18 protein-coding genes and 1 pseudogene are annotated in these 19,604 nt (G+C 73.4%); 10 read left to right on the top strand and 9 right to left on the bottom strand.

The window, feature by feature from the left end:
* Positions 1–66 precede the first annotated feature (66 nt).
* From AB8A24_RS24470 to rsgA, 5 genes are all read left to right on the top strand, one after another.
* Complete coding sequence (locus tag AB8A24_RS24470) at positions 67–1,344, top strand: histidine kinase (protein WP_328961092.1); 1,278 nt, start codon at positions 67–69, stop codon at positions 1,342–1,344.
* Positions 1,332–1,988: a response regulator transcription factor gene (locus tag AB8A24_RS24465; protein ID WP_328961091.1), complete on the top strand. Its 657-nt coding sequence runs from the start codon at positions 1,332–1,334 to the stop codon at positions 1,986–1,988. The genes AB8A24_RS24470 and AB8A24_RS24465 overlap by 13 nt, the downstream gene beginning before the upstream one ends.
* Complete coding sequence (locus AB8A24_RS24460; protein ID WP_328961090.1) at positions 1,985–2,839, top strand: hypothetical protein; 855 nt, start codon at positions 1,985–1,987, stop codon at positions 2,837–2,839. Before AB8A24_RS24465 ends, AB8A24_RS24460 begins: the two co-directional genes overlap by 4 nt.
* Positions 2,840–2,907: 68 nt before the next feature.
* Complete coding sequence (locus tag AB8A24_RS24455) at positions 2,908–3,048, top strand: hypothetical protein (RefSeq protein WP_328961089.1); 141 nt, start codon at positions 2,908–2,910, stop codon at positions 3,046–3,048.
* Between the two features lie 94 nt (positions 3,049–3,142).
* Positions 3,143–4,234: a ribosome small subunit-dependent GTPase A gene (gene rsgA / locus AB8A24_RS24450; RefSeq protein ID WP_328965815.1), complete on the top strand. Its 1,092-nt coding sequence runs from the start codon at positions 3,143–3,145 to the stop codon at positions 4,232–4,234.
* A gap of 77 nt (positions 4,235–4,311) precedes the next feature.
* Here rsgA and AB8A24_RS24445 read toward each other — a convergent pair whose 3' ends face one another.
* The 4 genes from AB8A24_RS24445 to AB8A24_RS24430 all read right to left on the bottom strand — a co-directional run bounded on the left by AB8A24_RS24445 (position 4,312) and on the right by AB8A24_RS24430 (position 6,614).
* Entirely contained in the window at positions 4,312–4,683 is a 372-nt protein-coding gene (locus AB8A24_RS24445; protein ID WP_033217969.1) for a PPOX class F420-dependent oxidoreductase, read from the bottom strand.
* Between the two features lie 143 nt (positions 4,684–4,826).
* A complete protein-coding gene (locus AB8A24_RS24440) occupies positions 4,827–5,012 on the bottom strand; it encodes a hypothetical protein (protein ID WP_328961088.1) in 186 nt (61 codons plus the stop codon).
* A 117-nt stretch (positions 5,013–5,129) separates the two neighbouring features.
* Complete coding sequence (locus AB8A24_RS24435) at positions 5,130–5,612, bottom strand: DUF456 domain-containing protein (protein WP_328961087.1); 483 nt, start codon at positions 5,610–5,612, stop codon at positions 5,130–5,132.
* Between the two features lie 24 nt (positions 5,613–5,636).
* Positions 5,637–6,614: a helix-turn-helix domain-containing protein gene (locus tag AB8A24_RS24430; protein ID WP_328961086.1), complete on the bottom strand. Its 978-nt coding sequence runs from the start codon at positions 6,612–6,614 to the stop codon at positions 5,637–5,639.
* Positions 6,615–6,812: 198 nt separating this feature from the next.
* On the opposite strand from AB8A24_RS24430, the gene AB8A24_RS24425 reads away from it, so the two are divergent.
* A complete protein-coding gene (locus AB8A24_RS24425; RefSeq protein WP_369477667.1) occupies positions 6,813–10,583 on the top strand; it encodes a S8 family serine peptidase in 3,771 nt (1,256 codons plus the stop codon).
* Between the two features lie 102 nt (positions 10,584–10,685).
* Positions 10,686–12,137: a protein phosphatase 2C domain-containing protein gene (locus AB8A24_RS24420; RefSeq protein ID WP_369477666.1), complete on the top strand. Its 1,452-nt coding sequence runs from the start codon at positions 10,686–10,688 to the stop codon at positions 12,135–12,137.
* Between the two features lie 91 nt (positions 12,138–12,228).
* Here the strand turns inward: AB8A24_RS24420 and AB8A24_RS24415 are convergent, their stop codons facing one another.
* Positions 12,229–12,444 (bottom strand): hypothetical protein, encoded by a 216-nt coding sequence (locus AB8A24_RS24415; protein WP_266377925.1) that lies wholly within the window; start codon positions 12,442–12,444, stop codon positions 12,229–12,231.
* A 118-nt stretch (positions 12,445–12,562) separates the two neighbouring features.
* On the opposite strand from AB8A24_RS24415, the pseudogene AB8A24_RS24410 reads away from it, so the two are divergent.
* Positions 12,563–13,177, top strand: a pseudogene (locus AB8A24_RS24410) (thiamine pyrophosphate-dependent enzyme); the annotation flags it as partial.
* Positions 13,178–13,306: 129 nt separating this feature from the next.
* Positions 13,307–13,765, top strand: coding sequence for an ATP-binding protein (locus AB8A24_RS24405; RefSeq protein ID WP_328961083.1), 459 nt, complete (start codon positions 13,307–13,309; stop codon positions 13,763–13,765).
* Positions 13,766–13,807: 42 nt separating this feature from the next.
* Here the strand turns inward: AB8A24_RS24405 and AB8A24_RS24400 are convergent, their stop codons facing one another.
* Both AB8A24_RS24400 and AB8A24_RS24395 read right to left on the bottom strand, forming a co-directional pair.
* Positions 13,808–14,866, bottom strand: a complete 1,059-nt coding sequence (locus AB8A24_RS24400) for a DUF2637 domain-containing protein (protein ID WP_030715134.1) — start codon at positions 14,864–14,866, stop codon at positions 13,808–13,810.
* Positions 14,867–15,074: 208 nt separating this feature from the next.
* Complete coding sequence (locus tag AB8A24_RS24395) at positions 15,075–15,935, bottom strand: (2Fe-2S)-binding protein (protein WP_328961082.1); 861 nt, start codon at positions 15,933–15,935, stop codon at positions 15,075–15,077.
* Positions 15,936–16,074: 139 nt separating this feature from the next.
* On the opposite strand from AB8A24_RS24395, the gene AB8A24_RS24390 reads away from it, so the two are divergent.
* On the top strand, positions 16,075–16,740 hold the full coding sequence (locus AB8A24_RS24390) for a GntR family transcriptional regulator (RefSeq protein WP_369477665.1): 666 nt from the start codon (positions 16,075–16,077) through the stop codon (positions 16,738–16,740).
* Positions 16,741–16,884: 144 nt separating this feature from the next.
* Here the strand turns inward: AB8A24_RS24390 and AB8A24_RS24385 are convergent, their stop codons facing one another.
* Positions 16,885–17,676 carry a hypothetical protein gene (locus tag AB8A24_RS24385; RefSeq protein ID WP_266377914.1) on the bottom strand — a complete coding sequence of 264 codons (792 nt, stop codon included), beginning with the start codon at positions 17,674–17,676 and terminating at the stop codon, positions 16,885–16,887.
* 165 nt (positions 17,677–17,841) lie between these two features.
* The gene (locus AB8A24_RS24380) at positions 17,842–19,521 is read right to left on the bottom strand and encodes a PucR family transcriptional regulator ligand-binding domain-containing protein (RefSeq protein WP_030715121.1); all 1,680 of its coding nucleotides are present in this window, start codon (positions 19,519–19,521) and stop codon (positions 17,842–17,844) included.
* Positions 19,522–19,604: the final 83 nt, after the last annotated feature.

The raw sequence follows: 19,604 nt of genomic DNA, 5'->3' as shown, positions 1-19,604 counted from the left end.
AGGTACACCCCCGGGCGGGTGCCCGCATGATGGCAGGCCTCTGATCAGTGCGATTACCGTATGGGCATGGCAATTCGCGGGGGCGCGCCGAGGCGTACGTACACCTGGATCACGGCGCACGCACCGTGGTCGGCATGGGCATGGCGCAACACGGCCTTCACCGCGGCCGCGATCCCGGCCGCCCTGCCCGTGCTCCTCGGCCTCACCGCCACCGTCATGGCGCCCGGGCCCGGCACGATCCCACCGCTCCTGATCCTGCTGCTCGGATCGCTCCTGACCCGGCTCCAACGCAGCCGGTTCCGGACGTTGCTCGGCCTCGACGTGCCCGAGGTCGAACGGGAGGGCGGCCGGTTCACCCCGCTCGCGCTGGTGCGGCGGCTACGCTCCGAGGCGACCTGGCGGCAGTACGGCTACCACCTGCTGGTCAGCCCGCTCGCCGCTGTCGCCGGCGCGCTGGTGGTGCTCGCCTGGGCCTTCGGCGCCGCCGCCACCTGCGTCTACGGCTGGATCTGGATCCTGCCCGCCGATACCCGAACTCCCGGCTGGACCAACGACTACGACGCCATCACCGTCGGCGGCGTCCTGCTGCTGCTCGCCGCGCCCTGGCTCGCCGCCCTCTTCGCCCGGCTGGACTCGGTGGCCGCGGCCGCCCTCCTCGGCCCGAACCGGGCCCGCGAACTGGAACGGCGGGTCGAGGACCTCGCGGAGAGCCGGGCCGGGGTGCTGGACGCCGCCGACCTCGAACGCCGCCGGATCGAACGGGACCTGCACGACGGGGCCCAGCAGCGACTGGTCGCCCTGGCCATGAACCTCGGCATCGCCCGCGCCACCCTCACCGACCTGCCCGCCGAGGCCAAGGCCGTCATCGACGAGGCGCACCGGCAGGCGAAGGAGGCCATCGAGGAGCTGAACAACCTGGTACGGGGCCTGCATCCGGCCGTGCTGGAGGACCGCGGGCTCGACGCGGCGCTCTCCGGGGTCGCCGCCCGGGCCCCGTTCCCCGTCGAGCTGACCGTGGACATCGGGCAGCGGCCCGGGGCCACCGTGGAGGCCGTCGCCTACTTCGTGGTCTCCGAGACCCTGGCCAACGTGGCCAAGCACGCTCGGGCGGAACGCTGTCGGGTGCACGTCGTACGCGGTCCGGCCCCCGACGGCTCCGCCCGCGGCGGCGACCTGCTGCGGATCACCGTCACCGACGACGGGGTGGGCGGCGCCGATCCCGCCCGCGGTACCGGCCTGGTGGGCCTGCGCAAACGCGTAGGGTCCGTCGACGGAACCATCATGATCGAAAGCCCCCTCGGGGGTCCCACCGTCATCACCGTGGAGCTGCCGTGCGGGCTGTGATCGCCGAGGACTCCGTCCTGCTGCGCATAGGACTTGTCAAAGTCCTCGAGATGGCCGGATTCGAGGTGGTCGCCGAGACCGGCGACGCCGAGGGTCTGCTCGCCGCCGTCGAGGAACACCGCCCCGAACTGGCCCTGGTGGACGTGCGGATGCCGCCCGGCTTCACCGACGAGGGGGTTCGGGCCGCCCTGATGATCCGCCAGGAGAGCCCCGGCACCGCGGTGCTGCTGCTCTCGCAGTACGTGGAGGAGCGCTACGCCGCCGATCTGCTGGCCACCCAGACCCGGGCGGGCGTCGGCTATCTGCTCAAGCAACGGGTCGCCGATGTCGAGGAGTTCATCGACGCCGTGCGCCGCGTCGCCGCGGGCGGCACCGCGCTGGACCCGCAGGTCGTCGCCCAGCTCCTGCTGCGCCGCGGTGGCGGCCCCGACCCCCTGGGCCGGCTCACGCCGCGCGAGCGCGAGGTGCTGGCCCTGATGGCCGAGGGCCGCTCGAACGCCGGGATCGCCGCCGAACTCGTCGTGAGCGAGAGCGCGGTGGCCAAACACATCAACAGCATCTTCGCCAAGCTCGACCTGCCGCCGGCCGACGGCGACCACCGCCGGGTCCTCGCCGTCCTGCGCTTCCTGGACGGCACGCCGTGACCCGAACCGACCGTCCCCACCGCACGCAGCGCCTGGCCTGGATCACCGCCACCCTGCTCAGCGCGGTCCTCGTGGTGGCACCGGCCACCTGGCAGGTGTGGTCCTGGGGGAGCACCCGGAACGACACCCTGCGCGGCGGCAGCGACGGCCGCCCGGTGACCGCGGTGGAGATCGTGGGCGGCGACGCCGACATCACCGTCACCCCGCGAGCGGACCGGCAGGTCGGCTACCGGGCCACGGTCAGCTGGTCCCTCAGGACGCCCACCATCGAGCAGAGCCGGCTCGGCGACACCCTGCGGCTGACCCCGCACTGCCCCGGCGAGGACTTCTGGCCGGTCGGCGGGACGGGCTGTTCGGTCCAGCTGGCGGTGACCGTACCCGTGGACGTCCCCGTGAAGGTGACGACCGGCTCCGGCCGGATCGCGCTCAGCGGACTGGGCGGCACCGTCGACGCGGAGGTCGGCTCCGGCCAGGTCGAGATCGTCGGGCTGCGCGGCGCCCTGCGCGCGAAGGTCGGCTCGGGACATCTGCACGCCACCGGACTCGCCTCGGACCAGGCCGAGATCCGGGTCGGCTCGGGCCGGGCCGTCGCCACCTTCGTCACCCCGCCCGACGGGATCACGGCCCGCGTCGGCTCCGGCCGGCTGGCCCTCACCGTGCCCGCGGCCACCCGCTTCAAGGTCCGCTGCGAGGCCGGAGCCGGCCGCTGCGACGTGCCGGACGCCCTGCGGGACCCCGCGTCGCCCCACAGCCTGGACATCGAGGCGGGCGTCGGCCGCGCCCAGGCGGCGTACCCCGACGGGCCCTGGGCGGACCCCGGCACGGGCGACTCCGCGACCCCGGACACATAGGCCCGGAAAAGGGCCCGGAAAAGAGGCCCGGAAAAAGAAGTGGCCCCGGCGGGAGCGGTCTTGTTACGGTGGATCAGTTCCCGCCGACCGGCGAGGAAACGATCAGCATGTGCATGGACCCGGAGGTGAGTTCGTTGATGACTGTCATCGCGCAGGGCGCTGCCCGCACTCAGAAGACCATCAATGTCACTTCCGTGGTCTCCGGCTGACCTCACACCTCTTCGCGCGCCGCCACCGAGCGAGCGCCCGCGGCCGGGGCCACCCTGTGAAGGGTTTCCCTTGTCTTTCTCCGCTTTCCCGTCCATTTCGCACACCTCGCTCCCGCACGCCCTCGCCGCCCTCGGCTGGGACGACGCGTGGGACGCCGAGTTCGCCCCGTACGCCGAGCAGGGTCTTCTGCCCGGCCGCGTCGTACGCGTCGACCGCGGCCAGTGCGATGTCATGACCGCGGACGGCATCGTCCGCGCCGACACCGCCTTCGTCACCCCGCACGACCCGCTCCGGGTCATCTGCACCGGGGACTGGGCCGCCGTCGAGGCGACCGGCAACCCCCGCTACGTGAAGGCGTACCTGCCGCGCCGGACCGCCTTCGTACGGTCCACCTCCTCGCAGCGGTCCGAGGGGCAGATCCTCGCCGCCAACGTCGACCACGCCATCATCGCGGTCTCCCTCGCCGTCGAGCTGGACCTCGGACGCATCGAGCGCTTCCTGGCCCTGGCCTGGGAGTCGGGGGCGCAGCCGCTGGTCGTCCTCACCAAGGCCGACCTGGTGCCGGACGCGGCGACGCTCGGCCACCTGGTCCAGGACGTGGAGGCCACCGCTCCGGGCGTCCAGGTACTGACCGTCTCCTCCGTCACGGGGGAGGGCACGGACGTGCTGGCCGCGATCGTCGGCGACGGCACCAGCGTGCTGCTGGGCATCTCGGGCGCCGGCAAGTCCACCCTGGCCAACGCGCTGCTCGGCGCCGAGGTCATGGAGGTGCAGGCGGCCCGCGAGGTCGACGGCAAGGGCCGGCACACGACCACCACGCGCAACCTGCTCGCCCTGCCCGGTGGCGGCGTCCTGATCGACACGCCCGGACTGCGCGGCGTCGGGCTGTGGGACGCCGAGACCGGGGTCGGCCAGGTCTTCTCGGAGATCGAGGAGTACGCCGAGAACTGCCGCTTCCACGACTGCGCGCACGAGGCGGAGCCGGGGTGCGCGGTGTTGGCCGCGCTGGACTCCGGCGAGCTCGCGGACCGTCGCCTGGAGAGCTACCGCAAGCTCCTGCGGGAGAACCAGCGGATCGTCGCCAAGACGGACGCCCGGCTGCGGTCGGAGATCCGCCGCGACTGGCGCCTGAAGTCGGCGGAGGGCCGGGCCAACCACGCCGCGAAGCGTGGCGGCCGGGTCTGAGGCCCGACCGCGGGGCGGGGTGCCGGCCGAGTCCGGACCCCGACCCCGCACACCGGCGGAGCGCGCTCCCGGGAGGGTCAGAGCCCCCACGCGTGGACGCGTTCCGGATGGATCCGGATCACCTCCGGGCTGAAATGGGGGCCGAGCTCGTGCGGGCCCGTCTCCAGCGTGGCGCGCCCCCGGATCTCGATGCCGCGCACCCGCCACGGCCGGGTGCTCACCAGGTCGTCCACGACCAAGGACAGCCGGGGGTTCCCGTGCAGGTTGCGCCACTTCTTGGTCGTGCCCATCGCCATCCCGCCCACCAGGATCGTCCCGTCCTCCTGCGGGAAGAACCCCACCGGGTTCGCCTGCGGCTGCCCGGCCGCGTCCACCGTGGCCAGCCGGCCCAGGTGCTGGGAACGCAGATACGCCAGTTCGGCCTCGCTGAAACCCTTGAAGTCCGTCATACCGCCCACCCTCGCAGCCCCTTCCGATCCCCGCATCGGGCTGCGGACCTAGGCCATCGGGCCCCGTCAGCTCGTCATCATGCGGTCGGCGGCCGTGAGCGTGCTCGGCGCGTACGACGGCCCGTCCCGGTCGGCGCCACGGGCTACGGGTCCAGCGGGTTCCCGTCGGCGCGTGGGGTGCCGCATCGGGTGCAGCACTCGGCGTCGTGTTCGGTGGCCAGGCCTCCGCACGCGTCGCAGACGAGGTGCAGAAGGCAGGCCGGCTCGCCGGCGTCCGGCGCCGGCTGCGGGGCGGGGCAGGCCGGCTCGTCCGGAACGGACGTACCCATGGCGGCTCCACGACTGATCGAGTCAGGGGCTGAGAGCGTAACCCCCGATCGTGCGGGGCGCACCCCGGAACCTCCCGTGCAGGCCGGCGTCCACTTTGTCCACCGGCCGACGGGTGTCTATTCCGCCACCACCGCCCCGACCCACGCCCCCACCACCATCAGGCACGCGAGCAGCTCCACCAGCACGCTCGTCCCCACCGCCCGCATCACCGCCCGCACCGACGCCCAGGCCTCGCCGCGGGTGCCCAGGCGGAGCCGCTCGCACAGGTAGATGCCGCCCACGAAGCCCGGTACCGCCCCCACCACCGGAACCAGTACGAAGCCCAGCAGTGCCCCGGCCCCCGCGAACACCACCATCCGTGTCGTGATGCCCAGCCCCCGCACATGCCGGGGCGGCAGCAGCCACTTCACCACCTGGACCACCAGCAGCAGGGCCGTCGCCGCGACCAGCAGCGACCAGGCGAGCGTCGAGCGCACGTGCAGCGCCCACCACAGCAGCCCCGCCCACACCAGCCAGGTGCCCGGCACACCCGGGATCAGTACTCCGACCACCCCGAGCAGCAGCACCAGCCCCACCAGCAGCAGCTGAGGCAGATCCATGCGCTCAGCCTGACCGACCTGGGGCTATCGGGCCACCCAGCCCCGCTCGTACGCGTGCCAGCCCAGCTGCAGTCGGGTCGTCACACCGGACAGCTCCATCAGGCCCTTGACCCGGCGCTGCACCGTCCGCAGTCCCAGCTCCAGGTGTTTGGCCACGCTCGCGTCCGTCATGCCCGCCAGGAGCAGCGAGAGGATCTCCAGGTCCGTGGCGTCGGGGCTGCCGCCGGCCTCCTCCGCCGAACCGGCCGCCCCCAGCCGTAGCGGCAGCGACTCCCGCCACACCGCCTCGAACAGGCCCGTCAGGGATTCCAGCAGCCCCGGGGCGTGCACCACCAGCGCCGCCGGCTCCGCCCCGCGGGCCGTCAGCGGGACCATGGCCAGGGTCCCGTCCGCGATCACCAGTTTCGTCGGGACCCGCTCCGTCACCCGGACCCGCTCGCCGCGCGCCAGCGCCGTCGACGCCTCCCGGATCCCGCTCGGCAGGGTCAGTACCTCCCGCTCGATGACCACCCGGTAGTCGACCCCGCGGACCGACGCCCGGTCCTCCGCCTCGTTGTCCGTCCCCGTCACCACCTGCGGCCGACCGGTGACCAGCGCGCAGACCTCCTTCTCCGCGCCCAGCTGGATCTGGTGGAAGCGGTGTGCCACCGCGCTCGCGCCCTGCACCACCTCCACGAGGTCGTGCACCGCGGGCTCGGTCGCCTCCGCCCGGTACTCCTCGGCCAGCAGCGCCGCCGCCCGCTCCGCCTGCTCCAGCTCGTGCCGCTGCTGGGTCAGCAGCGCCCCGAGGGCCACGCCGGGCGGGGCCGCCACCCAGCGCCCGGGCCGGGCCGAGGACTGCGCCGCCAGACCCTGCCGCTCCAGGTGGCGCAGGGCCCGTTCGGTGTGCGGCACCGGCAGCGTCAGCCGGTGCGCGAGGTCGGGTACCTCCGCGGCACCCAGCGCCACCAACGCGCGGTACGCCGACTCCTGGCCCTCGTCCAGGCCTATGGCACCCAGCAACCCGTCCACCCACCTTTCGACACGCGCCTGGCGGGAAGCGGCCACGGCGCAAACCCGCCGCGGACATCATCGCCGCACCTGCCGCCACTCTGCCAAGGTGACGCCACCGCAGCACCAACATCCGCCGGCCAGAAGCCATTTACGCGGCGCTTTCGTCGTGCAACGCAGCAGTTGGCCGGAATTCACCTGGGGAGAGCGATGCGTCCGATATCGCGTACGGCACTCGGGGCGGCCACCGCGGCCGTCCTGGCCGTCACCGCCGTCGGCCCGACGGCGGCACAGCCGGCCGACGGAGCGCCCGGAGCGGGGAAGAGACCGCTCGTCGGAAGCGAGGCCGCCGGAAAGCAGCCCACCGCCCCGGTCACGGTGACCTTGGTCACCGGCGACCGGATCCTGGTGTCCACCGACGCGGCCGGCCGCACCGCGGCCACCGCGATGCCCCGCACGGACGGGTCGCAACCGCTCGTACAGACCCGGCAGTCGGGCAAGGACCTGTACGTCTACCCCGAAGGCGCGGTGGGGGCCCTCGCCGCCGGCACGGTCGACCCCGAGCTCTTCAACGTCACCGGCCTCGTCCGGCAGGGCTACGACGACGCGCACACCAAGAAGCTTCCGCTCATCGCGGTCTACGACGGATCCGTGAACGTGGCGCGCAGCGCCCCGCCCACGCCCCGCGGCGCCGACCGCTCCCTCGTCCTCGGCTCCATCGGCGCCGTCGCCCTCGCCGCCGACAAGGAGCAGGCCGCGGCCTTCTGGTCCGACGTCACGGGTACGGACGCCCGCGCGCGCTCCGTGGCGGGCGGACTGAAGAAGCTGTGGCTGGACGGCAAGGTCCGGGCGAACCTGGAGCGTTCCACCCGGCAGGTCGCCGCCACCGCCGCCTGGGCCGCCGGGTACGACGGCAAGGGCACCAAGGTCGCCGTCCTCGACACCGGCACCGACCTGGACCACCCCGACCTCAGGGGCCGGGTCACCGCCTCGAAGAACTTCACCGACTCCGACACCGACGCGGACCGGCAGGGGCACGGCACCCACACCATCTCCACCGTCGGTGGCTCCGGCGCCGAGAGCGGCGGAGCCAAGAAGGGCGTGGCCCCCGGCGCCGAACTGCTCAGCGGCAAGGTCCTGAACGACGGGGGCTACGGACTCGACTCGTGGATCATCGCGGGCATGGAGTGGGCCGTCCGAGCCAAGGCCGACGTGGTCTCCATGAGCCTGGGCGACCCCTCGCAGACCGCCTGCGACGACCCGCTCGCCGCCGCCGCCGAACGGCTCTCCCAGCAGGGCCCGCTGTTCGTCATCGCGGCCGGCAACTCCGGCCCCGGCGACAACACGGTCTCCTCGCCCGGTTGCGCCGCCTCCGTCCTGACCGTGGGCGCTGTCGACCGCGACGACACCACGGCCACCTTCTCCAGCCGCGGCCCGGCCGGACTCCAGCACACCCTCAAGCCCGAGATCGCCGCCCCCGGCGTCGGGATCTCCGCCGCCGCCGCGGGCGGCCGCGGGGTGTACGCGTACCGGTCGATGTCCGGCACCTCGATGGCCACCCCGCACGTCGCGGGCGCCGCGGCCATCGTCAAGCAGCGCCACCCCGACTGGAGCGCGCAGCAGATCAAGGCCGCCCTCGTCGGCTCGGCCGCCACCGAAGTCCCCGGGGACGTACGGGAGACCGGCGGCGGCCGCCTCGACGTGAAGGCCGCCCTCGACGCCACCGTGACCGGTGCGCCCGCCGTCCAGGGCGGCACGTACAACTGGCCGCAGGACCGCAGCGACCGCACCACCGTCGAGGTCCCGTACACCAACACCGGCAAGACCCCCGTCACCCTGAACCTGGCCGTCGAGAAGGTCACCGGCAACGACGGCTCGCCCGTCCGCGCCCAAGTGGCCCGCCTGGAGCGGCGTACGGTCACCGTCCCGGCCGGTGCCACCACCAGGGTTCCGCTCGCCCTCGACCCGGCGGCGAAGCTGGAGCGCTCCCAGTACGGGGACGTCACCGGCCGCGTCGTCGCCACCGCGAACGGCGTACGGGTCTCCACCCCCTTCTCGCTCTACGTCGAGCCCGAGACGGTGACCCTGCGCGTCAAGCTCGTCGACCGAGCGGGCAAGCCGGCCGCCGGACCCTCCTCGCTGGACGTGATCGGCACCGACGACGCCACCGGCGAGCGCCGCTTCAACGAGGGCGCCACCGACCAGGTCTACCGGGTGCGCCCCGGCGCGTACTTCCTCTCCGCCTTCGTCGCCACCCCTGATGCGGGCGAGGGCGCCGAACTGATCGACTCCCTCACCTATCTCGGCCGCCCCCAGGTCGAGTTGAAGAAGGACACCACCGTCGTCCTGGACGCCCGTAAGGCCGGGCGCCTGGACATCGCCGCCGACCGGCCGATCGAGGCCCGCAACACCACCCTGGGATTCGCCCGTAGTTGGGACGACGTGTGGCTGCACGCGGGCACCGCCATGGGCGGCCGCACCATCCGCGGCTTCTACGCCTCCGTCGAAGGCCGCGCGAAGGACGGCGAGTTCGAGTTCGCCTCCTACTGGCGGGCGGCCGCGCCGCTCGTCTCCGAGCTGAAGGTCGTCGGCGGTCCGGTCCTGCACCCGATCACCGCGTCCACCGGCAGCGACAACCTCGACGGAACCGGCCGCGCGCCGCTGGTCGACGCCGGCTCCGGCACCCCCGAGGAACTCGCCGCGGCGGGCGCGAAGGACGCGGTCGTCCTCGTGAAGGCCGTCGACGGCTCGCTCTCCGAGGTCGCGCAGAACGCACGGGACGCCGGCGCCAAGTCGGTCCTCGCCCACCGGGACACTCCCGGCCGCTGGACCGGATTCACCGGCTACGCGGGAGGCGCGCTGCCCGCGCTGACCATCGATGCTGCCGAGGCGAAGGCGCTGCGGGCCCGGCTCGCGACCGGCAAGGTCACCCTGTCCTGGAAGGCCGAGGCGAACAGCCCGTACGTCTACTCCCTCGCCCTCCCCGAGAAGGGCGAGGTCAAGGGCGGCCACACCTACCGGGTGCGCGACCGCGACCTCGGACGGACCGAATCCACCTACAACTCCATGGGCGTGGCGGCCGACTTCATCGATCTGGCCGGCGCCTACCGGCCGATCGGCACCGCCGTGTACTTCGGCGGCATCGAGACCGTCGCGGCACCGGGCACGCGCACCGAGTACCACTCCGCCGGGGACACCGCCTGGGACCAGCTGCTCTCCAGCAGCTTCCCCTGGGGCGAGTTCATGATCGGCGAGCAGCGCACCTACACCAAGGGGCAGCGGACCATCGCCACCTGGTACGACGGGGTCACCGGCCCGGTGGCGCCGCGCGACGTGGCGGGCCGGGAGACCCTGGCCGCCGAGCGGCAGGGCAACCTGATCGGCTTCGCCCCCGCCATGTGGGGCGACAGCGCCCACGCCGCCCAGCCGGGCTCCTTCGGCGACATCGGGTCACTGGAGCTCAAGCGGGGCGGGGAGGTCGTCGGGGAGAGCTGGTACCCCTTCGGGGTCTTCGAGGTGCCCGCCGAGGAGGGCCGCTACGAACTGACCCAGTCCATCGAGAAGATCGGCCCGCCCGCCCGCGTCTGGCAGCGCTCCACCGCGGTGCGGACCACGTGGGGCTTCACCTCGAAGCTCGACGCGTCGGCGTACTCGCAGGGGCTCGGGATCCTCTTCCCGCGGTACACGGCCCCGCTGGACGGGACGAAGACGGTCGCGGCGGCGAACGGTCTGAGCATCGGGCTCGGTGTCACCGGCCACGCGGGCTACACGCCCGGTGCGCTGAGGTCGGCCAAGCTGTCGTACTCCTACGACGGCGAGAACTGGACGCAGGCGAAGGTGAGCGAGCGCGGGGGCCGGTGGAGCGCGGTCGTCGACCACGCCGGAGCCTCCGGCAAGCCCGTGTCGCTGAAGGTCGAACTGACCGACGCGAAGGGTGCCACGGTCACCCAGACGGTCGTGCGCGCGTACGACGTGCGCTGATCCGTACGGCTTGAACGGGAGGGGTTCACCGGACCGTGGTCCGGTGGACCCTTTTCCCGCATTCGGCGTTTTCCGCCCCCATGGGGGGCCGAGAATGAAGCCATGAGTCAGCAGGGCGCGGACGACTGGTGGCAGAAGCTCTACGAGGGCCCGGACGCGGGAGCGGAACCCGACCCGGGGGACACCCTGGACAACCGGTTCCGTTCGGCGGCGGGGGTGACGACGGACCCGGCACCGGTTACGGCGCCGGCGGTGGCGTCGGCCACGGCCCCTGCCACAGGCCCGGCACCGGACCTCGCACCCGACCCGGGCCCGCCGGAACCTCCGCGCGCCCCGGAGCCGCTGCTGCCCGGCCCCCGGCAGGGGGACCCGGTGCCCACCCCGACCCTGCCCAGCCTCCCGCCGCCGCGTGATCCCCGGGCGGGCGACGCCACCGGGTACGCGCTCGGGGGCGTGGACGTACCACCGGTGCGCGGGCCCGAGCTGCCGGTGCGGCACCCGGAGGCGCCCAGCCCGGAGGCCTGGTTCGATCCGGCACCGCGGCAGGGGCCCGTCGCCGAGCCCGAGCGGGGGCCCGAGCCCGAAGCCGGGCCCGAAAGGGGGCCCGAGCGGGGGCCCGAGCCGGTGGCGGCCGGACCGGAGGTGGCCGGGTCGGAGGTGGCCGGGTCGGAGGTGGCCGGGTCGGAGGCCGTCCGGCCCGCGGTCTCCCACCTGGGCGACCGCGCCCCCACGTACGCCCCCGAACCGGGAGCCCTCCCGCCCGCCGACCCGGCCGCCCTCGACGGGCTGACCCCGGACACCGTCCTGGAGGGGGCCCGCTACGGCACCTACACGCTGCGCGCCGCCTCCCTGCGCGGGGACTCGGCCCGCTACCGCGGCGAGGCCCGCCGCGACTTCCTGCTCACCGCCCGCTTCGGCAGCGGCGACGACGCGTTGATCCTGGTGGCCCTCGCGGGCGGGGACCGGGCCGCCCCCGGCGCCGCCGAGGCCGCCGCCGAACTGTGCCGCACGGTCGCGTCCGCCGTCGGGCGCAGCCAGGACAGGCTGGCCGAGGACATCCGCGCCGGGCACCGCGACGCCCTGCGGTCGGGCCTCCAGCGCCTCACCGACCGGGGCTACGGGCGACTGCGGGCCCGCGCCGCCGAGCTCGGGCTCGCGGAGTCGGCGTACACCGCCGGGCTGCGCGGGCTGCTGCTCCCGGTGGACCCGCGGTGCCGCACCCGGGTGTGCTTCGGCGCCGGCGCGGGCGGGCTGTTCCGGCTCCGCTCGGGGCAGTGGCAGGACCTGGAATCCGACGGGTCGGCCGAGGACACCGAGGGTGCCGAGGGCGGTTTCCGCTTCCGGGCCGCCGTGGCCCGGCCGGGGGACACCCTGCTGCTGTGCTCCGGGGGCCTGGCGGAACCGATGCGGGAGGAGGCCGCCCTCCCGGCGGAGCTCGCCGCGCGCTGGGCCGCGCAGGAGCCGCCGGGGCTCGCGGCCTTCCTCGCGGACACCCAGCTCCGCCTCAAGGGGTACGCCGACGACCGCACGGCCGCCGCGGTCTGGGAGGCGTAACCGGCGCACCCGTGGCCCCGGTGTCTCGGCGATGCGGCATGCTCGCGCCGGTGCGCCCCGCGGCGCGTGGCCGCGGGGCGCACCGTGGGATTCAGTCGACCAACTCCCCGTTGCGCGTTCCGCCCTCGCAGATGTTGTTCGCCCCGACCTTTCCGCCGCCGTCGATGCACTCACCAGGGGTGGGGTTTTCGGTGACGGCGATGGTGGGGGTGGTAGGGGCGGCGGACGCGGTGACAGCGCCAGTGAGGCCGAGTCCGGCGAGGGCTGCCGTGGCGATGACGGCGGCGAAAGTTCGTCGAATGCGCATGTGGTTTCCCTTTCACGGATTGCCTCGGTTGGGGCACTCACCAGCTTGATCTTCATCCATCTGGGTGGCGCGCTGGATTACTCCATTCGGGTGAGTCCTGTCGGGAGTGCCGGGCGGCGAGCGCGCCGTGTTCACCGTCGGCATCGGCATGTGCAATGTGTGGGCGGCGCGCTATCTTTCCCGAACGGCGAACGGCGCATCCTCGGCTGCTCGGGCCACGGCTCCAGGGCGAACGGCCCTCCGCAGGCCGTCGGCGCACCCTTCACCGGCCGGACCGTCAAGTGGTGTCGATGTCGGGCGACGGTGGTTTCTCGATGCCGAGGGGAGATTTCCTCGCCCTGGTGCAGTACCACCTGCCCGTCAAAGTGGTCCTCTTCATCAACTCAGCCCTAGGGATCGTCGAGTTGGAGATGTCGGTTTCCGGCCTGCCCGCCCACGGGACGACGCACCCGGACCCGGGCCTCGCGGCGCTCGCGCGGGCGGCGGGCGCGTGCGGGGTCCGGGTGGCGAAGCCCGAGCAGCTCACAGGCGCTTCGAGGCCCGTTTTCCGGCACCCGGGGCATGCTCCGGGGGGCGTGGTGACGGACCCGGCGGCCCTGTCGATTCCGCCGAAGAAAAGGGTCGGGACGGCGACCGGATGCGTACGGTCCGCCAGCAAGATCGTGTGGGCGGCGAAGGGGGCCGCATGATCCGGATGGCTCGATCCAACCTCCGCAACGTGCCCCGCCCGTAAGCCCGCAGGAGTGCGGAACCGCCCGGGGGGCATGCATCCCGTAGACCTGTTCGAGAGCGTGGACACGGGAGGGACATCGCCGTGCGGGTGGGGGCGAAGAACGGGAAGCTGTGGGGGAGAGGGAGGCCGGTGCCGCGTGAGCCGTCCGCCGACGGGGACGGGGAAGCGGTGGACACGCTGCGGATCACCCAGAGCGTACGCCGGGCCGATCTGAAGGCGATCGGCGAAGTCCGGCGGGCCTTGAGGGAGCTGATGCGCCACCGGTGCCGGACCGAGGCCGCCGAGGTGGCCGAACTGTTGATCACCGAGCTCGTCACCAACGCGCTCGTCCATACCGACCGGGGCGCCGAGGTGCACGCGAGTCTCGCCGCCACCCGCTTACGGGTGGAGGTCCGGGACTACGCCGCACGCCGTCCCCGGCCGTACGTACCGACCGCCGACGACGGTACGCACGGCCGGGGACTCGTGCTGGTGCAGGCGCTCGCCGACGACTGGGGTGTGGACGCGCTCGCCCTGGGCAGCGGCAAGGTGGTGTGGTTCGAGCTCGACGCACGGCATGACGCACGGCATGACGCAGGGCCCGCCTGATCAGGCGGGCCCCACGGGGTTTCCCGTATGTCACGGACCGGGTCAGCCGAACTGCTGCTCCAGGTCCTTCAGTTTGCGCTCCAGCGAGTCCAGCCGGGGAATGGTCTGGGTGTCGTCCTCGGCGGTGAGGTCCACCGTCCGGGTGCCGGTCACGTCAGTGGATTCGGTTCGGTTGACGGCTTGCAGGGAGGGCCGGCGGCGTAGGGGCAGTTGTCCTGTTTCCGGTATGGCCGGCTCCGCGCCGACCGGCGCGGAGCCCGCTCCCTGCGTCAGTTCCGGGAGCTCGACCTGGCGGCCGCGCGACCGCCCGAACGCCCGGTTCTGCCGGCCCAGCGCCTTGATGCGCGCCCGGTCCAGCCGGTTCTGATCGCGCCTGCGGTGCCGGTCCTGCTCCCGCTCCTTCTTGTCCTCGCGCACCTCGTCCACGGCCTCGTCGAGGGTGCGCACCCCCTCCAGCAGCATGAGCGACCAGGCGCCGAAGGTCTCCCGGGGGGCCCGCAGCCAGCGGACCATCCGGATCTGGGGCAACGGCCTCGGGATCAGGCCCTGTTCGCGCAGCGCCGCCCGGCGGGTCTGCTTGAGGGCGCGGTCGAAGAGGACGGCCGCCGAGAGCGACATCCCCGCGAAGAACTGCGGGGCCCCGTCGTGGCCCATGCCCCGCGGGGCGTGCACCCAGTTGAACCAGGCGGCCGCGCCCGCGAACAGCCAGACGAGCATGCGCGAGCCGAGGGCCGCGTCGCCGTGGCTGGCCTCGCGTACGGCGAGCACCGAGCAGAACATCGCCGCGCCGTCGAGGCCGAAGGGGACCAGGTACTCCCAGCCTCCGGAGAGGTTGAGGTTCTGCCGGCCGAATCCGACCAGTCCGTGGAAGGAGAGCGCGGCGGCGACCGCCGCGCAGCAGAACAACAGAACGTACGAAGCGGTCCCGTAGACGGCTTCCTTGCGCCGCCGCCGTTCCTCGCTGCGCTCCCAGCTGTCGTCGGCCGCGGCCTTCTCGCTCTCGCGCTTGCCACGGGCCAGTACCGCAACTGCCGCAAGTACGCCCAGGATCAGCAGGCTGCCGGGCAGCAGCCAGTCCAGCGATATGTCGGTCAGTCTCATGCGGATGTCCCTTGCCTCGCGTATGCGGCTATGCGGCTGTGCGGCTTTCCGGGCGCCATAGTGGCGTAGCCGGTGAGCCGTGCACGCGGGTTTCGGGGCAAGTGGACGCCATCGGGGGGCGGGGCCCGCCGGATAGGGTGTTGTGACTCGAACTGAAGCCCGTACGAGCTGAGTTGTGTTCGATTGCGGTCAGTCGTACGGGGTGGGTTCAGGCGGCGGTCGCCGCGAGGCGGGCGACGCGGTCGGCGTCACAGGTCCGGGGACAGGTGACACAGGTGTCCTCGGGGCGGATGGTGTAGAAGAAGCAGCAGCCGGCCCGGTCCCGGGTGGGCAGCTCCTCGCCCTCGGGTCCGGTGAGCGTACGGAAGCCCGCGCCCCCGGTGTACGGGGCCGTCGAGCCGGGCAGCAGCGCCTCCAGCTCGGCCATGGCGCGCTGCTCCTCGCCGAGCAGGTTGCCGATGTACCAGAGGCTCTCGACGACCTCGTCGGTCACCATGCCCCACAGGGCGCGGCGGCCACGCCGCATGCGCGGGCCGAAACCTTCCAGCAGCGGTCCGAGGTGCTGGGCCACCGCAGCCCGCACCTCCTCGCGCAGCGCCTCCTCGTCGGGCACGACACGGGCCCCCGGGAGTGCGGCCGCCGGATCGTCCGGCAGGCAGGCGAATTCCCCGACGCGCACGCTGAGCCGGCCGAGGGTCCGGTGGAAGGCCACCTCGGTGACCGGGAACCGCGGGACCCGCCGGTGCAGGAACCACGGGAGGGTGATCAACAGGCAGGCCGGCCACGCGTACCGGTGCAGCCCGAAGCCCGCGATCACATCGGGCCGGGCCTGGGTCCCGTAGTCCCTCAGGACCTGGGCGTTGTCCCAGGCGAGGAAGGCGTCCAGGGCCGGCCCGCCGGCGGCGAGCTCGTCCGCGCCGACCCATCCCGCACCGCGAGGGAGGGGTTCGTCAGCGGTTCGCTCGATCACCCGCAGCCCGCTGTACGCCTCGGCCAGCCTGGCGAACGCATCCGTCACCGCAGAGCCGGGCGGGGCGGATGTGACAGCCGGAAAGGTCGTGACGGTCATGACGGGCCACCGAATCACAGAATCACACGATCATTAACAGGTTAGCCTTACCTTACCTGATTCGGATCGATCCGCACCCCCTCCCGGCGGGTCCCGTCACTTATTCTCAAGGGCAGGTCGAGACCCGGAGGAGGACCGCGTGCACGAAACGGCCCACGCCCGGGTACCCGCACAAAGGCAGAAGGTGTTGCGCCATTCGGTGCGCGGTCAGGTGCTCGACGCGCTGCGCGCGGCCCTGATCGACGGAGAGCTGGTGCCCGGGGAGATCTACTCGGGCCCGGCCCTGGGGGAGCGGTTCGGGGTCTCCGCGACCCCGGTGCGCGAGGCGATGCAGCAGCTGGCCGTGGAGGGGGCGGTGGAATGCCTCCCGAACAGGGGCTTCCGCGTGCTCTCGCGCACCCCGAGGGAATGCGCCGAGCTGGCCGAGGTACGGGCGCTGCTCGAAGTCCCCGTCATGCTCCGGCTGGCCCGCACGGTGCCCGCGGCCGACTGGGAGGCCCTGCGTCCGGGCGCCGCGGCCCCGGCCGAGGCAGCGGCGGCCGGTGACCTGCCGGGGTACGCGGAGGCGGACCGGGACTTCCATCGGGCGGTGCTGCGACTGGCCGGCAACGACCAGCTGGTGCAGGTGGCGGAGGAACTCCACCGCCGGGCCCAGTGGCCCCTGCCGGGCGCTCCACGGGTCCGGCGGGCCGATCTCGTCGCCGACGCGGCGGAGCACTCGGCGCTGCTGGAGGCGCTGATCGCGCGGGACCTCCCGGTGGTGGAGTCCCTGGTCCGCGAACACTTCGCGGGCTCCCCGGCCTGACCGGGGCACCGCCCCGGACCCCGTGCCTCGAACACCGGTGGGGCCGGATCGGCCGCCGGTGAGGCTGGATTCGGCTGCGCCGCGCACTTTTGGCCCCGCCGGCATTCGAGGCGCGGGCGCGGAGCGCCGTGCGGGTACCGGAAGCTACGCCGCAGGCGAGGTGGTCGGGTGGAGCTGGTCCGCCAGCCAGGTGGGGATGCCGCCCAGCAGATGGAACAGACGGCGGGCCTCGGCGCGCAGCCGCGTGGCCTCCGGTTCCGGTTCGGCCTCGGCCAGCGCCGCCAGCGCCGGGGCCGTGCCGATCAGGAAGCCCAGGTCCTCCCGGATGCGCAGGGACTCGGCGAAGCCCTTGCGGGCCTCGGCCACCTCCCCGTCGCGCAGGGCCAGCGCGGCCAGGTGCCGCCAGGTGAAGGACAGCAGCAGGGTGTCCCCGTGCGCCTCCGCCCCCGCGTGGGCCCGGTGGTAGGCGGGCCGGGCCGACTGCGGCGCGTCCGCCAGGTGCTCGGCGACGAGTCCCCGCCGGAAGTCCAGCAGCGGGCGGGTCCGGGAGTTCGGGGACAGCAGGGCCGCGGCCCGGCCCAGCGCGGAGCGGGCCTCGTCGGCCCGGTCGCGTACGCCGAGCACGGTGGCGGCGTACGCCAGCTGGCCCCGTTCGCACGCGGCCGCGCCCCGGTCGTCGTCGTCCTGGGAGACCGCCTCGGCGATCCGCAGCGCGTCCTCGGCCTCGGCCCAGCCCTGCCCGGTGAACAGGCAGCGCTCCACCAGCAGCGCGGTCCGTTGCACGGCGGCCCCGGCACTGCCGGTCTTGCCGATGTGCGGCGTCAGCAGCGCCGCCGCATCGGTCCAACAGCCGCGCGAGCGCAGCCGCCATATCGCCCGCTGGAGGGGGTCGTCTCCTCCGGTTGTTCCGGCACCCGACATGGCGGTGTCCGCCACATTGCCCTCCCCAAAGCAAGCAAGCAGCACATCGTTGAGCCCTGGGGCGAAATGAGAGCACGGATCCACGGCATCGGCCAAGGGGTTGGGTGAACTCTTTCACAAAGTCCGGACGGATCATCAGCCGCCCCGTGGCCGAACCCGGCGGCCCCGGGGCGGATCTTCTCAGCTCATCCGCAGTGCCAGGAAGAAGTCGAGCTTGTCCTCCAGCCGGGACAGGTCCCGCCCCGTCAACTGCTCGATTCGCCCGACGCGGTAGCGCAACGTGTTGACGTGCAAGTGCAACCGCGTCGCGCAGCGGGTCCAGGAACCGTCGCAGTCCAGGAACGCCTCCAGCGTCGGGATCAGCTCCGCGCGGTGGCGCCGGTCGTAGTCCCGCAGCGGGTCCAGCAGCCGGGCCGTGAAGGCGCGGCGGACGTCGTCCGGGACGAACGGCAGCAGCAGCACGTGCGAGGCCAGCTCGTGGTGACCCGCCGCGCAGACCCGGCCCGGACGCGCCGCGGCCACCCGGCGGGCGTGCCGGGCTTCCTCCAGCGCCCCGCGCAGCCCCTCGGCGGAGTGCACGGCCGCGCTGACGCCCAGCGTGAGCCGGCCGTCGTCGGCCAGACCGGCGGCCAGGGGGTCCCGTACGGTCGCGAGCAGCTCGTCGGCGTGCAGGGCGGAGTCCGGGCCCTTGTCCTCCCCGGCGTCCCCGGAGAGCGAGGGCAGCGGGACCAGGGCGATGGCCTCGTCACCCGCGTGGGCGACCGCGATCCGGTCCGAGGGCTCGGGCCCCGAGACGGACGGGTCGACGAGGATCTCCTCCAGCAGCGACTGGGCCACCGGGCCGCCGGGGATGTCCCCGCCCTCCCAGTCCACCCGGGCCACGACGACCTGCCAGTGCGGGGCGGCGCCCAGTCCGGGCAGCAGCACCGGGGCCGCGACCCGCAGACGGGCGGCGATCTCGGCGGGCGGGGCACCCGTCTGGACCAGTTCGAGCACCTCTTGTGCGAGACGGCGGCGCACGGTGCGGGCCGCGTCGCGCCGGTCCCGCTCCACGGCGATCAGCTGGGTGACGCCCTGCAGCAGGTCAAGGCGTTCGGCGGGCCAGTCGCCCGCGTCCGCCTCGACCGCCAGCAGCCAGTCCGAGAGCACCGTCTCGCGCACGTCCCGGGCGCCCGGACCGGCGGCCCCGCGCCCGTGTCCCCTGATCGGGAACAGCGAGTAGGTAATACCCTGGATGGAGATCCGATGCGGCCCCCTACGGCCCGTCCGGACCGCCGCAAGGTGCTCGCTCGCCAGTGCTGCGCACACGCCCGGCGCCAGCGGCTCACCCGCCCCGGCGATCTGCCGGCCGGTGGGGGACAGCACCCAGGCCCGGAGATCGAGGTCGGTGGTGAGCAGATCGAGCACCACGTCGGGGCCGCCGCCGGCCGGACCCGAGGTCATCAGTCGGCGGTGTCGGTCCACGACGGCCGCGAGGTCCCCGGCGCGCTCGCCCGAGACCTGCCGGACGACGTACTCCGTGATCGTGGCGAATGCAACGTCCTCGTTCACTGCGAACAGCGGCAGCCGATTGCGCACACAGGCCGAAACGAGATCATCGGGAATGGCCTGGAGTTCCGCCTCGCCCGCGGCGAGCCCGGCGACGCCCGCGCTCGCCAGGATTCGTACGAATGGCTCGGAGTCGGCTGAATTTCGTCTCCAGGCCAGGCCGGTCAGGACGAGTTCGCCCCCTGACAGATATCGGCTGGGATCGCGTAGGTCGGTCGTCATGACCCCGCGGACCGTCCGGTCGAGTTCACCCTCGCCGCCGAGCAGCCGCAGCCCCAGCGCCTCGGTTTCCAGCAGTGCGCGCAGCCGCATGATGTCGCCGCCGATCTGTCTCGAATGTTGCCGTTGGAAATCGGGCAGGTCGTCGCATCCTGCCTTTCATACGAATCTACAAG

Source organism: Streptomyces sp. BF23-19 (assembly GCF_041106355.1).
Taxonomy (GTDB): domain Bacteria; phylum Actinomycetota; class Actinomycetes; order Streptomycetales; family Streptomycetaceae; genus Streptomyces; species Streptomyces virginiae_A.
Note: the sequence above shows the minus strand (reverse complement) of the source record. Positions and strands in the feature narration are given on the sequence as shown.

Excerpts from the sequence above, each read along its gene's own strand:
- AB8A24_RS24470 (WP_328961092.1), top strand. The coding sequence starts at position 67 with ATGGCAATTCGCGGGGGCGCGCCGAGGCGTACGTACACCTGGATCACG.
- AB8A24_RS24445 (WP_033217969.1), bottom strand. The coding sequence starts at position 4,683 with ATGACGGACTTCAAGGGTTTCAGCGAGGCCGAACTGGCGTATCTGCGT.
- AB8A24_RS24440 (WP_328961088.1), bottom strand. The coding sequence starts at position 5,012 with ATGGGTACGTCCGTTCCGGACGAGCCGGCCTGCCCCGCCCCGCAGCCG.
- AB8A24_RS24435 (WP_328961087.1), bottom strand. The coding sequence starts at position 5,612 with ATGGATCTGCCTCAGCTGCTGCTGGTGGGGCTGGTGCTGCTGCTCGGG.
- AB8A24_RS24425 (WP_369477667.1), top strand. The coding sequence starts at position 6,813 with ATGCGTCCGATATCGCGTACGGCACTCGGGGCGGCCACCGCGGCCGTC.
- AB8A24_RS24420 (WP_369477666.1), top strand. The coding sequence starts at position 10,686 with ATGAGTCAGCAGGGCGCGGACGACTGGTGGCAGAAGCTCTACGAGGGC.
- AB8A24_RS24415 (WP_266377925.1), bottom strand. The coding sequence starts at position 12,444 with ATGCGCATTCGACGAACTTTCGCCGCCGTCATCGCCACGGCAGCCCTC.
- AB8A24_RS24400 (WP_030715134.1), bottom strand. The coding sequence starts at position 14,866 with ATGAGACTGACCGACATATCGCTGGACTGGCTGCTGCCCGGCAGCCTG.
- AB8A24_RS24395 (WP_328961082.1), bottom strand. The coding sequence starts at position 15,935 with ATGACCGTCACGACCTTTCCGGCTGTCACATCCGCCCCGCCCGGCTCT.
- AB8A24_RS24380 (WP_030715121.1), bottom strand. The coding sequence starts at position 19,521 with ATGCGGCTGCGCGCACTGCTGGAAACCGAGGCGCTGGGGCTGCGGCTG.